This is a genomic window from Comamonas sp. MYb21 (genome assembly GCF_037479395.1).
Taxonomy (GTDB): Bacteria; Pseudomonadota; Gammaproteobacteria; order Burkholderiales; family Burkholderiaceae_C; genus Comamonas.
This window is the reverse complement of record NZ_JBBGZC010000001.1, coordinates 70,017-83,200: the sequence shown is the minus strand read 5'-3', so window position 1 is coordinate 83,200 and position 13,184 is coordinate 70,017. Positions and strand designations below refer to the sequence as shown.

General features: G+C 66.4%; 13 protein-coding genes. 9 read left to right on the top strand and 4 right to left on the bottom strand.

Annotated features, from left to right (window positions below):
- Window position 1: 1 nt before the first annotated feature.
- From WH367_RS00375 to WH367_RS00365, 3 genes are read left to right on the top strand one after another with little or no spacing between them, the layout of a single operon-like run.
- Window positions 2–775 (top strand): amino acid ABC transporter ATP-binding protein, encoded by a 774-nt coding sequence (locus WH367_RS00375; protein WP_021026317.1) that lies wholly within the window; start codon window positions 2–4, stop codon window positions 773–775.
- Between the two features lie 18 nt (window positions 776–793).
- On the top strand, window positions 794–1,264 hold the full coding sequence (locus WH367_RS00370; protein WP_021026316.1) for an Lrp/AsnC family transcriptional regulator: 471 nt from the start codon (window positions 794–796) through the stop codon (window positions 1,262–1,264).
- An 8-nt stretch (window positions 1,265–1,272) separates the two neighbouring features.
- Window positions 1,273–1,953, top strand: coding sequence for an aspartate/glutamate racemase family protein (locus tag WH367_RS00365; protein ID WP_339533658.1), 681 nt, complete (start codon window positions 1,273–1,275; stop codon window positions 1,951–1,953).
- Window positions 1,954–2,022: 69 nt separating this feature from the next.
- On the opposite strand, the gene WH367_RS00360 is transcribed toward WH367_RS00365, so the two are convergent.
- From WH367_RS00360 to WH367_RS00350, 3 genes are all read right to left on the bottom strand, one after another.
- The gene (locus WH367_RS00360; protein WP_339533656.1) at window positions 2,023–3,282 is read right to left on the bottom strand and encodes an NAD(P)/FAD-dependent oxidoreductase; all 1,260 of its coding nucleotides are present in this window, start codon (window positions 3,280–3,282) and stop codon (window positions 2,023–2,025) included.
- Between the two features lie 306 nt (window positions 3,283–3,588).
- Window positions 3,589–5,304 carry a single-stranded-DNA-specific exonuclease RecJ gene (gene recJ, locus WH367_RS00355; RefSeq protein ID WP_339533654.1) on the bottom strand — a complete coding sequence of 572 codons (1,716 nt, stop codon included), beginning with the start codon at window positions 5,302–5,304 and terminating at the stop codon, window positions 3,589–3,591.
- Entirely contained in the window at window positions 5,301–6,221 is a 921-nt protein-coding gene (locus WH367_RS00350) for a phosphoglycerate mutase (RefSeq protein WP_339533653.1), read from the bottom strand. Before WH367_RS00350 ends, recJ begins: the two co-directional genes overlap by 4 nt.
- Window positions 6,222–6,321: 100 nt before the next feature.
- On the opposite strand from WH367_RS00350, the gene WH367_RS00345 reads away from it, so the two are divergent.
- Genes WH367_RS00345 through WH367_RS00330 form a run of 4 tightly spaced genes read left to right on the top strand, consistent with a single transcriptional unit; the run spans window position 6,322 to window position 9,646 of the window.
- On the top strand, window positions 6,322–7,578 hold the full coding sequence (locus WH367_RS00345) for a lipoprotein-releasing ABC transporter permease subunit (RefSeq protein WP_021025444.1): 1,257 nt from the start codon (window positions 6,322–6,324) through the stop codon (window positions 7,576–7,578).
- On the top strand, window positions 7,571–8,254 hold the full coding sequence (lolD, locus tag WH367_RS00340; protein ID WP_021025443.1) for a lipoprotein-releasing ABC transporter ATP-binding protein LolD: 684 nt from the start codon (window positions 7,571–7,573) through the stop codon (window positions 8,252–8,254). The genes WH367_RS00345 and lolD overlap by 8 nt, the downstream gene beginning before the upstream one ends.
- 20 nt (window positions 8,255–8,274) lie before the next feature.
- Entirely contained in the window at window positions 8,275–9,147 is an 873-nt protein-coding gene (locus WH367_RS00335) for a TatD family hydrolase (protein ID WP_339533651.1), read from the top strand.
- Complete coding sequence (locus WH367_RS00330; protein ID WP_339533649.1) at window positions 9,140–9,646, top strand: DNA-deoxyinosine glycosylase; 507 nt, start codon at window positions 9,140–9,142, stop codon at window positions 9,644–9,646. Before WH367_RS00335 ends, WH367_RS00330 begins: the two co-directional genes overlap by 8 nt.
- On the opposite strand, the gene WH367_RS00325 is transcribed toward WH367_RS00330, so the two are convergent.
- Window positions 9,625–9,918, bottom strand: coding sequence for a DUF2798 domain-containing protein (locus tag WH367_RS00325; RefSeq protein ID WP_021026890.1), 294 nt, complete (start codon window positions 9,916–9,918; stop codon window positions 9,625–9,627). The two genes, WH367_RS00330 and WH367_RS00325, sit on opposite strands and share 22 nt — an antisense overlap.
- A gap of 225 nt (window positions 9,919–10,143) precedes the next feature.
- Between WH367_RS00325 and WH367_RS00320 the strand changes: the two genes are divergently transcribed.
- Both WH367_RS00320 and WH367_RS00315 read left to right on the top strand, forming a co-directional pair.
- Window positions 10,144–10,929 (top strand): spermidine synthase, encoded by a 786-nt coding sequence (locus WH367_RS00320; RefSeq protein WP_339533647.1) that lies wholly within the window; start codon window positions 10,144–10,146, stop codon window positions 10,927–10,929.
- Between the two features lie 329 nt (window positions 10,930–11,258).
- Window positions 11,259–13,022 (top strand): GspE/PulE family protein, encoded by a 1,764-nt coding sequence (locus tag WH367_RS00315; protein WP_052329965.1) that lies wholly within the window; start codon window positions 11,259–11,261, stop codon window positions 13,020–13,022.
- Window positions 13,023–13,184 lie beyond the last annotated feature (162 nt).

The following is a 13,184-nucleotide window of genomic DNA, read 5'->3' as shown; positions in this document are numbered from 1 at the left end:
GATGCAAGACCAACCGCTCATTTGTATTCGTGGCCTCAAGAAGTCCTTTGGCAAGCTCGATGTTCTCAAGGACATCTGCCTGGATGTGAACCGGGGCCAGGTGGTGGCGCTGATCGGGCCCTCGGGCTCGGGCAAGTCCACCCTGCTGCGCTGCATCAATCTGCTGACCGTGCCCGATGGCGGTGACATCCGCGTCGATGCGCAGTCGCTGGCCTTCAGCGGCAAGCAGACCCAGCTGCCCAAGGACAAGGTGCTGGCGGGCTTTCGCGCACGCACCGGCATGGTGTTCCAGCATTTCAACCTGTTCCCGCATATGACGGTGCTGCAAAACGTCATGGAAGGCCCGCTCACGGTGCTGCGCATCAGCAAGGCGGAAGCCCAGGCCCGCGCCACGGCCCTGCTGCAAAAGGTGGGCCTGGCCGAGCGCGCGCAGATGATGCCCGACCAGCTCTCGGGCGGCCAGAAGCAGCGCGTGGCCATTGCCCGCGCGCTGGCCATGCAGCCCAGCGTGATGCTGTTTGACGAGGCCACCTCCGCGCTCGACCCCGAGCTGGTCGGCGAGGTGCTGCAGGTCATCCAGTCGCTGGCGCGCGACGGCATGACCATGATCCTGGTGACCCACGAGATCGCCTTTGCCCGCGAGGTGGCCGACAAGGTCGTCTTCATGCGCGATGGCGTGGTGGTCGAAGAGGGCCCGCCCGCACAGGTGATCGACAACCCGCAGCACGAGGCCACGCGCAGCTTTCTGGGCCGCATCATCGGCCACACCGCCTAACCAGCAGGGAGGAGAACCATGGATTTTCGACTCGACGATATTGACCGCAAGCTGCTGGCGCTGTTGCAGGCTGACGCCCGCGAGTCCACGGCCAAGCTGGCGCGCAAGCTCAACCTGGCGCGCACCACCGTGGTGGCCCGCATTGCGCGCCTCGAAAAAGAGGGCGTCATTGCCGGCTACGGCGTGCGCCTGGGCTCCAAGCTCGAGCAGTCGGCCGTGCGCGCCTACTGCGGCATCAGCGTGATGCCCAAGACCGCCCAGGCCGTCATGCAGGTGCTCGAGAGCATCCCCGAGGTCGAAGAGGTCTCGGCCGTCTCCGGCCAGCATGACTACATGATCTTTTTGCGCTGCGATTCCAACGAAAAGCTCGATGCCTTGCTCGACCGCATCGGCCTGATCGAAGGCATTCGCCAGACCTACACCTCGGTGGTGCTGAGCCGCAAGATCGACCGCCGTGGCGCACTGCCGGCGCTGCCCCTGCTCGACTGAACCTGCCCATGCTGCCCACCACGGCCTCTGTGCCCTTCCTCGGCATCCTGATGCTCGATACCCAGTTCCCGCGCCCGCCCGGGGACATCGGCAACCTGCAGACCTGGGCAGCACTGGGCATCCCCGTGCAGATGCACAAGGTGCAAGGCGCCTCGCCCGCCAAGATCGTGCGCGAGGCCGATCCCCGTTTTGTGCAGCCCTTTGTCGATGCGGCCCGCGCGATGCAGGCGCAGGGCGCGGCGCTGATCACCACCAGCTGCGGCTTTCTGGCCGCCTACCAGGATCTGCTGGCCAGTAGCGTTGATGTGCCGGTGGTCAGCTCCAGCCTGCTGCAGTGCGCGCAGCTGCCCCGGCCCGGTGTGGTAACCATTGCGGCAGCCAGCCTCACGCCGCGCATTCTGGCTGCTGCTGGCGTACCCGAAGGCACCCCCGTGCAAGGCGTGGCGCCGGAGGGCGAATTTGCCACGCGCATTCTCGGCAATGAATTGGAGATGGACATCGCCCAGGCCGAGCGCGATGTGGTGACCGCTGCTGTTGCGCTGTGCCAGGCCCATCCGCAGCTGGAATCGATCGTGCTGGAGTGCACCAATATGCCCGTCTACCGCGACGCGGTGGCACGTGCTACGGGCCTGCCGGTGCACGATGTGGTGAGCCTGCTGGCCCAGCGCTGGGCGGCGCTGCCGGCCTGATGCCTGGCCAGGCCTAGAGCGCCCGGCCATGCAGCCCGGGCGTAGCGGCATGAACGCTTGAGCTTTTGATTAGCCCTTGAGGAAACGCTCGGCGCGGAACGGCCGCACATCGACCGGTGCATCGTCGCCGCGCATCAGCGCCGCCAAAATGGCGCCCGTGCCCGGCCCGGTGCTAAAGCCAATGTGCTGGTGGCCAAAGGCCAGCCAGAGGTTGCGCTGGCCCGGCATCGCACCAATGATGGGACGGCTGTCGGGCAAGGTGGGGCGGCTGCCCATCCAGGGCGCGGGCTCCAGCGCCTGGCCCATGTCGATCGCCTCGCGTGCCGCAGCCTCGGCCAGGCCCAGCTGGACCGGGTTGGCGGGGGCGTCGATATCGGTCAGCTCCACGCCACTGGTCAGGCGCAGGCCTTGCTCCATCGGGCTCAGCACATAGGCGCCAGCGGTGTCATAGACCGGGCGCGAGATATTGCAGGACGCGGGTGGCGCAAAGTGCATGTGGTAGCCGCGCTCATAGGCCATCGGCACCTTCACGCCCAGCGTTGCCATGAACTGGCGGCTCCAGGGGCCCAGCGCCACCACCACGCGGTCGGCCTCCAGGCCATCGTGCGCGCCATCGGCGCGGATGCGCCAGCGGCTGCCGGCGAGCGGCTCGACGGTCTTGATGCGGGCCTGTGCATACTGGCCGCCCTGCTTGCGGAACAGCTCGGCATAGGCCTTGACGACGTCGCCGGGGCTGTCGACCGACCAGCTGTCCTTGATCCACAGCGCGCGCTCAAAGATCGGGTTCAGGGCCGGCTCCAGCTGGCGGATATGGTCGCGCTCGAGCACCTCGGTGGCCACGCCAAAGTGGGCCATGCGCTCGCGCGCCAGCGCGCCGCCGGCAAAGGCGCTGGACTGGCGGTAGAGAAACATCCAGCCGTTGTCACGCATGCGGTGCGCCGCGCCACTGGCGCGCAGCAGCTGGGCATGCTCGTTCATCGACAGGCGGATGAGGCTGTCAAGCGCCGTAGTGGTTTCCTCAAACACCTGGCTGCGGGCCTGGGCGACAAAGCGTGCGGCCCAGCCCAGGTTTTGCAGCAAAAAGCGGGCCTGGTAGCGAAAGCCGGCGCTCTGGTTTTTCAACAGCACCGGCAGATTGGCCCAGAGGCCGGGGTTGTTGAAGGGCATCAGCGAGCTGCGCGCGATCACCCCGGCGTTGCCGTAGGAGGTCTCTTCGCCAGGGGCCAGCCGGTCCAGCAAGGTGACGCGGAAACCCTTTTTCTGCAATGCCAATGCGCTGGCAACGCCCACCATGCCGGCGCCCAGCACGGCCACGGAAATATTGCTCATGGAATGTCTTGGGTCCTAGCAGTCATCTAGAAACGATCTAGCGTATGACTGATATTAAATTAACAATCAAAACCAAGGGCTTGGCAAGCGCTGGCGTCCGGGCCATCGCCGGGCCATCGCCGGGCCATGCGGCCTGCCAGCCGCTGCGGGCCAGTCCCTGGTCGGGATGCCTGTGCGACAAGCGTTTTTCGCACCGCATCCTGCGGCGCGTATTTTAGGAAATTACGGTGACAAAGGTGTCCCGTTGCCGCGCTATTTCCTTAACTTTTAGTAAAGTCTTGCGGCCCCGCAAACCGCAGGCGCTGCTCAACCGGGCAGCTGGGCGCCTTCGACCAGAAACTGCAGCTTGCGCTGGCCCTGCCATTCGTTGATGTCCAGCCGGTAGGCCAGCAGCACCTTGGTGGGCAAGGGCTCGGTATGGCCAAACCAGATGCCGTCCACCATCTCGCCATGGTGGCGCAGCTTGAGCGACAAATGCTTTTCACCGACCAGGCGCTGGCTGACGATCTCCAGCTCTTCGCTGAAGGTCGGCGGCGCAAAGCCCTGGCCCCAGACCTGGCTGTTGAGCGTGTCCACGGTCTCGGCATGGCGGAACTGCACCGGCAGCGGGCCATCGGTCTCCAGCTGGCGGGTGAGCGTGCGCTCATCGAGCCATTCCTGTGCGACCTGGGCGAGGGCCTGTTCAAACACCTCGAAATCGTCCAGCGTAATCGTGCAGCCCGCCGCCATCGCATGGCCGCCGAACTTGATCAGCACACCCGGGTGGCGCTTGGCCACCAGATCCAGCGCATCGCGCAGATGGAAGCCGGGGATGGAGCGGCCCGAGCCCTTGAGCTCATGCTCGTGGCCCGGCGCGCTGCTGGCGGCAAACACAAAGGTCGGGCGGTGCAGCTTGTCCTTGATGCGAGAGGCGACGATGCCGACCACGCCTTCGTGGAAGTCCGGGTCAAACACGCTGACGGCCGGTGGCGGCTCGGTGCCTTCTTCAAACAAGGCCTCGGCCAGCAGCATCGCGTGCTCGCGCATGCCCGTCTCGATATCGCGGCGCTCGCGGTTGATGGCGTCGAGCTGGCGCGCCAGGGTGTCGGCCAGCAAGGTGTCGTCGGTCAGCAGGCATTCGATGCCGATGGTCATATCGGCCAGGCGCCCGGCGGCATTGATGCGCGGGCCCAGCGCAAAACCAAAGTCAAAGGTGCTGGCCGTGGCCGCGCGCCGGCTGGCAGCGGAGAACAGTGCGCCCAGGCCAGGGGGCATATGGCCGGCGCGGATGCGGCGCAGGCCCTGGGCCACCAGGCGGCGGTTGTTCGCGTCGAGCTTGACCACATCGGCCACGGTGCCCAGCGCCACCAGCGGCAGCAGGCTGTCCAGGCGCGGCTGGGCCATGTCGGCAAAGGCGCCGCGATCGCGCAGCTCGGCGCGCAAGGCCATCAGCACATAGAACATCACGCCGACACCGGCCATGGCCTTGCTGGCAAAGCCGCAGCCGGGCTGGTTGGGGTTGACGATGGCATCGGCCGCCGGCAAGGTGGCTGCGGGCAGGTGGTGGTCGGTGACGATCACCGTCATGCCCAGCGCCTTGGCGCGGGCCACGCCGTCCACGCTGGCAATGCCGTTGTCCACGGTCACCAGCACCTGCGCGCCTTGCTGGTGCACGCGCTCGGCAATCGCTGCCGTCAGGCCATAGCCATCGACCACGCGGTCGGGCACCAGGTAGCTGACCTGCTGGGCGCCCAGCATGCGCAGGCCGCGCAAGGCCACGGCGCAGGCGGTGGCGCCATCGCAGTCGTAATCGGCCACGACGCAGATGCGCTGCTGGCGGCCAATCGCATCGGCCAGCAGCAGCGCCGCCTCGCGCGTGCCCAGCAGGCCGGCAGGTGGCAGCAGCTGCGCCAGGCCGTCATCGAGCTCGGCAGCAGCTTGCACACCGCGCGCGGCAAACAGGCGGGCGAGCAGCGGGTGCACGCCTGCCTGCTCCAGCGCCCAGACGGTGCGCGGGGGAATATCTCTGGCCAGAATTTTCATAAAGAACTTAGAAGCGCCATGGGCTTGGTCGGAGCCAGCCATTGCTTGATTTTGGGTAGCCAGCCGGGGGCTGGGGGCGCCAGCGTGATGGCATTTTTCTCGCCGCACAGGCTGATCTGGCTCCAGGCGGTGGCAGCCAGTGTCGCATCCAGCTGCTGCCACTGCTGCTGCCAGCTGCGCCAATCGCCCAGCAGGGCGCTGTCGCGCAGGGCCGTGTTCAGCACCGGCGTCTGGGCGGGCAGCTGGTAGCCGGCGGGCAGGGCGCCAGCGCCATGCACCCAGAACGAGTTGATGGGCGCGCGGCCACTGGCCTCGCGCGCGTCGCTGAAGGCATGGGTGTAGAGCAGCATCTGCATCTCGGTCTGCAGGCGCTGGAGCACCGCCGCTTGGGCCTTGTCGGGCAGCCAGGGCCGCACATCGCGCAGCGCAATGCGGTCGAGCGCAGCGGTATCGAGCTGCGCAAACACGGCGCCGCGCGCCAGCCAGCGGTCGGGCCGGTCGTAGACCAGCGCAATGCCGTCTTCGGTAAACCAGGGCGCCATGATGGCCAGCAGGCTGCGCGATTCTTCCTCGCTCATCTGCGCGGCAGAAAGGTCGCTCATGCGCACCTGGTCGGGCGAAATCTGCCAGTGGCAGGGCGAGAGAAAGGCCCAGCCGGCATCGGCCGGAGTCTGGCCGTTTTGCAGCTGGTACAGCGCCGCCCAGGGCGTGGCCTTGGGCGGCAGGCCCAGGGCCTGGGCCAGCACACGATCATGGGGCGGGGCAAAATCTTCCAGCGCACCGTTGTCGCTGGCACTGACGGACCACTGCCGCAGCAGGCGTTGCAGGTTCGGCAGGGGGAGCGTCTGCAAGGCTTGCTGGCAGCCCGGCTCGTCCGTGGCTGCGTAGGAGATGATCAAATGCTGGTTTTCCGACATGGGTCTATTGTCGGCGATGCCACAATGCGGTTTGCGGTGCAGTGGATTAAGGTGCTGTATTTGCCGAGCGGATGCACCAAATATATTTTTAGAACGATTTATGCAGATTCCCTATGAATTGGCGCTGGGTTGGCGCTACACCCGTGCGGGCCGTGCAACCCGGCGCAACGGGTTTATTTCGTTCATCTCGGGCGTGTCCATGCTGGGCATTGCACTGGGGGTGGCGGCCTTGATCATCGTGCTGTCGGTGATGAACGGTTTTCAAAAAGAGGTGCGCGACCGCATGCTCAGCGTGGTCTCGCATATCGAGATCTTCACGCCCGGCGGTGATGCCTTGCCCGATCCGGCCCGCACCATTGCCGAGGCCAAGGCCAACCCGAACGTGATTGGCGCGGCACCGTTTGTCTCGGCCCAGGCCCTGGTCGCCCGCGGCGAGGACATGCGCGGCGCCCTGCTGCGCGGCATTGACCCGGCGCTCGAGCCCGAGGTCACCGACATGACCACCGGCATCGAGCAGACCAGTTTGCAGGCGCTCACACCGGGCAGCTTCCATGTCGTGCTGGGCTCCGAGCTGGCGCGCATTCTGGGCGTGGGCCAGGGCGACCAGGTCACCTTGATCGTGCCCAGCGGCCAGGTCACGCCAGCGGGCACCGTGCCCCGCCTCAAGCAGATGCAGGTGGTGGGTACCTTCAACTCCGGCCACTACGAGTACGACTCGACCCTGGTGCTGATGCACCATGAGGACGCCGAGCGCCTGTTCCGCCTCGAAGGCCCGACCGGCGTGCGCCTCAAGCTCAAGGACCTGCACCAGGCCCCCGAGGTGACCCAGCAGCTGGCCCACAGCCTGAGCGGCCACCTGCTGATCCGCGACTGGACGCAGCAGAACAAGACCTGGTTTGCCGCCGTTCAGGTCGAAAAACGCATGATGTTCATCATCCTGACCCTGATCGTTGCCGTGGCCGCGTTCAACCTGGTCACCACCTTGGTGATGACCGTCACCGACAAGCGCGCCGATATCGCGATCCTGCGCACCCTGGGCGCGAGCCCGCGCAGCATCATGGGCGTGTTTGTCGTGCAGGGGGCGCTCGTTGGCGTCATCGGCACCCTGGCCGGTCTGGGCCTGGGCCTGCTGATTGCCTGCAATATCGATGTGATCGTGCCCGCGATCGAGCGCGCACTGCACACCAGCTTCCTGCCCAAGGACATTTACCTCATCAGCCAGATGCCCAGCGAGCCCCAGCGCAGTGACATCGTGCCGATTACCGTCATCTCCCTGATCCTGGCCTTTGTGGCCACCCTGTATCCCAGCTGGCGCGCCAGCCGCGTGAACCCCGCCGAGGCGCTGCGTTATGAATGATTCGTCCATCGTCCTGGAGGCCTCGGGCCTGACCAAGCGCTTTACCGAAGGCCTGCTCGATGTGCAGGTGCTCCATGGCATCGACCTGCAGGTGCGCGCCGGCGAGACCCTGGCCATCGTCGGCGCCTCGGGCTCGGGCAAATCGACCCTGCTGCACTTGCTCGGCGGCCTGGACGCGCCCAGTAGCGGCACCGTCAGCCTGCACGGTCAGCGGCTCGATACGCTCAGCGCCAGCCGCCAAGGCGAGCTGCGCAACCAGCACCTGGGCTTTATCTACCAGTTCCACCATCTGCTGCCCGAGTTCAGCGCGCTGGACAACGTCGCCATGCCGCTGCGCATCCGCCGCATGCCCTATGCCGAATGTACCGAGCGTGCGCGTGAAGTGCTGGCGTCGGTGGGCCTCAAGGACCGCGTGCTGCACCGCCCCGCCGAGCTCTCGGGCGGCGAGCGCCAGCGCGTGGCCATTGCGCGCGCGCTGGTCACCCAGCCCGCCTGCGTGCTGGCCGACGAGCCCACCGGCAACCTGGACCGCGCCACCGCCGACACCGTGTTTGCGCTGATGCTGCAGCTGGCGCGCGAGCGCGGCACCGCCTTTGTCATGGTCACCCATGATGGCGAGCTGGCCCAGCGCTGCGACCGTGCGGTGCGCATGGTCAACGGGCGCTTTGAAGCCTGAGCCACGCTGGCCGCGTCCGCATGCCTTTCTGGATTGACACCCACTGCCACTGGGATGCGCCCGAGTTCGATGCCGACCGCGATGCGCTGCGCGCCGCCGCGCATGCGGTGGGGGTCGCCCACTGCGTGATTCCAGCGGTGGAGCGCAGCAACTGGGCCACCGTGCGCGAGCTGGCCCAGCGCTGGGGTGACAGCTATGCGCTGGGCATCCATCCGCTCTACACCGGGCGCGCGGCCGAAGCCGATATTGACGCCTTGGCCACCATGCTCGAAGACTGCCGCGATGACCCGCGCCTGGTCGCGATTGGCGAGATCGGCCTGGATTTTTTTGTGCCCGGGCTCGATGCCGAACGCCAGACCTGGTTTTACGAGCAGCAGCTGCAACTGGCGCGCCGCTTTGACCTGCCCGTCATCTTGCATGTGCGCCGCTCGTCGGACCAACTGCTGCGCGCGCTGCGCCGCTGGCCGGTGCAGGGCGGCATTGCGCATGCCTTCAACGGCAGCCTGCAGCAGGCCCAGCAGTTTATCGAGCGCGGCTTTGCACTGGGTTTTGGCGGCGCCGTCACCTATGAGCGCGCGCTGCACCTGCGCCGCCTGCTGCAGCAGCTGCCGATGGAGGCCATCGTTGTCGAGACCGATGCGCCCGATATTCCGCCGCACTGGCTCTACACCACCGCCGAGCAGCGCGCCGCCGGCCAGGCCCAGGGCCGCAACCAGCCCGCCGAGATCCCGCGCATCGCGCGGGTGATGCGGGCGCTGCGGGCCGAAGCCCATGCCGATGAGGCCATGGACGCCGCCGGCTGGCAGCGCACCACCAGCGCCAATGCCGCCAGGGTGCTGCCAAGGCTGCAGGCTTTGCTGCCCGGCACCGATGGGGGATCGCCGCATGGCTGATGCACTGCTCTGCGGGCTGGCCCCGGTCGTGGGGCCGGGCACCCAGGTATTGATTCTGGGCAGCTTCCCTGGCGTGCAGTCCTTGCAGCTGCAGCAGTACTACGCCCATCCGCGCAACCAGATGTGGCCGCTGCTGGCGGCGCTGTGGCCCGCGCACCCGCAGCCCGCCGCCTATGCCGAGCGCTGCGCCTGGCTGCTGGCGCGGGGCCTGGGTCTGTGGGATGTCTATGCCGCCTGCGAGCGCGAAGGCAGCCTGGACACCAGCATCCGCAATGCCCAGCTCAATGATTTTGTCGCGCTCCAGCAGCAGTGCCCGCAGCTGCTGGCTGCTGTGCACAATGGCGGTGAGAGCTTTCGCCATGCGCCCCGGGTGCAGGCCGTGCTGGGCCTGCCCAGCTACCGGCTGCCCTCCAGCAGCCCGGCCAATGCCTCATGGAGCTTTGAGCGCAAACTGGCCGGCTGGCGCGAGGTGATGCATCACTGTGGACTGCTGGCCTGAGCGCTGGCAGCAGGGCCACTGGCGCGCGCCGGGCTTGCAGAGACGGGGCTGCCGCCGACCATGCGCCATGACAGGCGCTGCACTGCAGGCGCCAGCAGCACCACGATCGTGAATGCCGCTGGCCAGGACAGCAGGTAGGCATGCAGCCAGCGCGAGAGAAAATCCCCGACAAAGCCCAGGTTCAACCAGGTGACCCAGGCGGTCATCAAGCCCGAGAGCAGCATGGACATGATGACGGAGGACAAAAAGCGTTGTTTGAGAGCGTTGGACATAAGCGAGCCAGAAAAAACAATGCCGCAGTCTAAAGCGATGCATGGCCTGCCCAATCCCTCCGCGTGGTCTGCATGCGACATTAACTATTGGTGGGTGCTGTTTATTTTGTAATAACTATGGATGGCTTCAGGGAGCGACTGCGGCCTTGTTCCGATCCGCTGCCAGCCCGGCAGGCCAGGGTTATGCACGGAGCGGGCGAGGACAACGGCCGATAATCCCTCCCCATGACGACTAGAAAAAAATCTCCGCAGCTGGCGCAGCCGCTGCCCGAGGTCACGATTTCCGACTTTGACGGAGCCCGCTACCTGCACCTGGGCACCCCCTGGGTCCAGGGCTCGATGCGCATCAAGAAGCCTTTTGATATCGACCTGGAATATGTGCAGCGCATGATGGCCTGGCTGCTGCTGGTGGACTGGCCCACGGTGCCCGAGCGCCGTGCGATGCAGCTGGGCCTGGGGGCCGCGGCTGCGACCAAGTTCTGCGCGCAAAAGCTCGGCATGGCCAGCACCACCGCCATCGAGCTCAACCCCCAGGTGGTCACCGTCTGCCGCCAGTGGTTCAAGCTGCCGCCCGACAGCGACAAGCTCCAGGTCGTGCTGGGCGATGCGGGCGTGGAGATCCAGAAGCCCCAGTACCTGCAGACCGTCGATGCGCTGCAGGTCGATCTGTATGACCATGAGGCCGCAGCGCCCGTGCTCGACAGCCCCGACTTCTACCAGCACTGCCGCAATCTGCTGACCGAGGACGGCTGCATGACGGTCAACCTGTTTGGCCGCACCAACAGCTTTGCCCGCAGCCTCGCCCATATCCAGGAGGCCTTTGGGCCGGAGGCCGTCTGGCGCTTTGCGGCGACCAAGGAGGGCAATACCGTGGTGCTGGCCCAGCGCACGGCCAGCCGCCCCAGCCGCGAGCTGCTCAGCCAGCGCGCCGACCTGGTGCAGCAGCAGACGGGCTTGCCGGCGCTCAAGTGGTTAAAGGTTTTTAAACCTGTGCAGCCGCTGCTGGACTGACTTTACCTGGCATCCATGAAGCGATCAGGTATAAAGCCAGAAGACAAAAAAATACCGAGGGATACACCATGGCAGCGCCTGATCAGCCAAGCAAACACCACAAAAGCCGGGGCGATGCCTTGCCCGGCGATACCGCCGTCAAGAGCCGCTCGTCCAGTGGCTCGTCCGGCGCTGCGGCGCCGATCCGGCGCTCGGCGGTCTTTGTGCCTGGCCGGGTGGACGACGGTCCCGCGCCTGCCAAGTCCAGCGGCCCTGCGTCGGTCCCGTCCACACCCAGCGGGTTGGGCCCGGCCTCGGCGCCGCCAGCGCGCAGCGGCCTGCCTGCGCTGATGCAGCGCGCCCTGGACCTGACCCAGATCATCAACTGGCTGCAGACCGATGGCTGGATCAGCCCCGAGCTGGCCCAGGCCACCATCGACCGCTGCAGCCATGCGTCCAGCAGCCAGCACCCGATCGTGCGCCTGGCCAGCGTGGTGGTGCCGCGCCAGCTCGATGGCAAGGCGCTCGATGTGGAGCTGCTCACCGAATTTGTCGCCAAGCATTGCGGCCTGCCTTATTACAAGATCGACCCGCTCAAGGTCGATGCCGCCAAGGTGGCCGAAACCATGGGCGCGCCCTATGCGCAGCGCCACGGCATTTTGCCGGTGCAGGTGACGGCCCAGGAGGTGGTGATTGCGGTCAAGGAGCCCTGGATCGACGAGTGGGTCAGCGAGGTCGAGCGCCAGGCGCGGCGCAAGGTGCGCCGGGTGCTGGCCAACCCCAAGGACATCGACCGCTACCGCAGCGAATTCTTTGCGCTGGCCAAGTCGGTCAAGGCCGCCAGCAAGCTGGGCGGCTCGCTCAGTTCACTGGGCAACTTCGAGCAGTTGGTCGACCTCAGCAATACCAACCAGCAGTTCGATGCCAATGACCAGGGCATCATCCGCCTGGTGGACTGGCTGTGGCAGTTTGCGTTTGCGCAGCGCGCCAGCGATATCCACCTGGAGCCGCGCCGCGACCAATCGGTGATCCGTTTTCGCATTGACGGCGTGCTGCACAAGGTCTACCAGATGCCGCTGGGCGTGCACAACGCCATCGTCTCGCGCGTCAAGCTGCTGGGCCGTATCGACGTGGTGGAAAAGCGCCGCCCGCAGGATGGCCGTATCAAGACCCGCAACACCTTGGGCGATGAGGTGGAAATGCGTCTGTCCACCTTGCCCACCGCCTTTGGCGAGAAGATGGTGATGCGGATCTTTGACCCGGAAAACACCGTCAAGGACCTGTCGGCGCTGGGCTTTACCGCCCATGATGCGCAGCGCTGGGAAAAGCTGGTCGAGCGCCCGCACGGCATCATCTTGGTCACTGGCCCCACCGGCTCGGGCAAGACCACCACCTTGTATTCGACCTTGAAGCGCCTGGCCACCGAAGAGGTGAATGTCTCGACCGTGGAGGACCCGATTGAAATGATCGAGCCGGCCTTCAACCAGACCCAGGTGCAGCCGGCGCTCGATTTCAGCTTTGTCGAAGGCCTGCGCGCGCTGATGCGCCAGGACCCGGACATCATCATGGTCGGCGAAATCCGCGATCTGGAAACTGCCGAGATGGCGGTGCAGTCTGCGCTGACCGGCCACCTGGTGTTCTCGACCCTGCACACCAACGATGCCCCCAGCGCCATCAGCCGCTTGATGGAGCTGGGCGTGCCGCCGTACCTGATCAATGCCACCTTGCTGGGCGTGCTGGCCCAGCGCCTGGTACGCACGCTCTGCCCGCGCTGCAAGCAGCCCGACGAGGCCGCATCGACCGACGCGCTGACCGCCGCCATCCAGCCCTGGAAGATCAAGCGCGACTACCGGCCCTACAAACCGGTGGGCTGCGAAGAGTGCCGCGATACCGGCTTTCGCGGCCGTATGGGCCTGTACGAATTGCTCACCGTGTCCGAAGCGCTCAAGGACCAGGTGCATGCCTCGCCGTCGATGTCGGTGCTGCGCCGCCAGGCGGTGAAGGACGGCATGCATCCGCTGCGCCTGGCCGGTGCACTGCGCGTGTCCGAGGGCCTGACCACCATCGAAGAGGTGATGGCCAACACCCCCCCCATCGAGATGGGCGACCGCTAAAAAACCGGCTGTAGCGCCCACCACCAGCGGGCAGGGCGGCGTTGCGCCGGCGGGGACTTACCCTTGCCACTGCGCGCGCTGGAGGCGCGGGCCATGCTGCGCAAACCCGCGCCCAGCTTGGGTTTCGGCGCTGTACGCCCTGGTGTCAGCCTAGGGGTTTTC

Coding starts and splice junctions, on each gene's coding strand:
- WH367_RS00375 (WP_021026317.1), top strand. CDS start 2: ATGCAAGACCAACCGCTCATTTGTATTCGTGGCCTCAAGAAGTCCTTT.
- WH367_RS00370 (WP_021026316.1), top strand. CDS start 794: ATGGATTTTCGACTCGACGATATTGACCGCAAGCTGCTGGCGCTGTTG.
- WH367_RS00365 (WP_339533658.1), top strand. CDS start 1,273: ATGCTGCCCACCACGGCCTCTGTGCCCTTCCTCGGCATCCTGATGCTC.
- WH367_RS00360 (WP_339533656.1), bottom strand. CDS start 3,282: ATGAGCAATATTTCCGTGGCCGTGCTGGGCGCCGGCATGGTGGGCGTT.
- recJ (WP_339533654.1), bottom strand. CDS start 5,304: ATGAAAATTCTGGCCAGAGATATTCCCCCGCGCACCGTCTGGGCGCTG.
- WH367_RS00350 (WP_339533653.1), bottom strand. CDS start 6,221: ATGTCGGAAAACCAGCATTTGATCATCTCCTACGCAGCCACGGACGAG.
- WH367_RS00345 (WP_021025444.1), top strand. CDS start 6,322: ATGCAGATTCCCTATGAATTGGCGCTGGGTTGGCGCTACACCCGTGCG.
- lolD (WP_021025443.1), top strand. CDS start 7,571: ATGAATGATTCGTCCATCGTCCTGGAGGCCTCGGGCCTGACCAAGCGC.
- WH367_RS00335 (WP_339533651.1), top strand. CDS start 8,275: ATGCCTTTCTGGATTGACACCCACTGCCACTGGGATGCGCCCGAGTTC.
- WH367_RS00330 (WP_339533649.1), top strand. CDS start 9,140: ATGGCTGATGCACTGCTCTGCGGGCTGGCCCCGGTCGTGGGGCCGGGC.
- WH367_RS00325 (WP_021026890.1), bottom strand. CDS start 9,918: ATGTCCAACGCTCTCAAACAACGCTTTTTGTCCTCCGTCATCATGTCC.
- WH367_RS00320 (WP_339533647.1), top strand. CDS start 10,144: ATGACGACTAGAAAAAAATCTCCGCAGCTGGCGCAGCCGCTGCCCGAG.
- WH367_RS00315 (WP_052329965.1), top strand. CDS start 11,259: ATGCAGCGCGCCCTGGACCTGACCCAGATCATCAACTGGCTGCAGACC.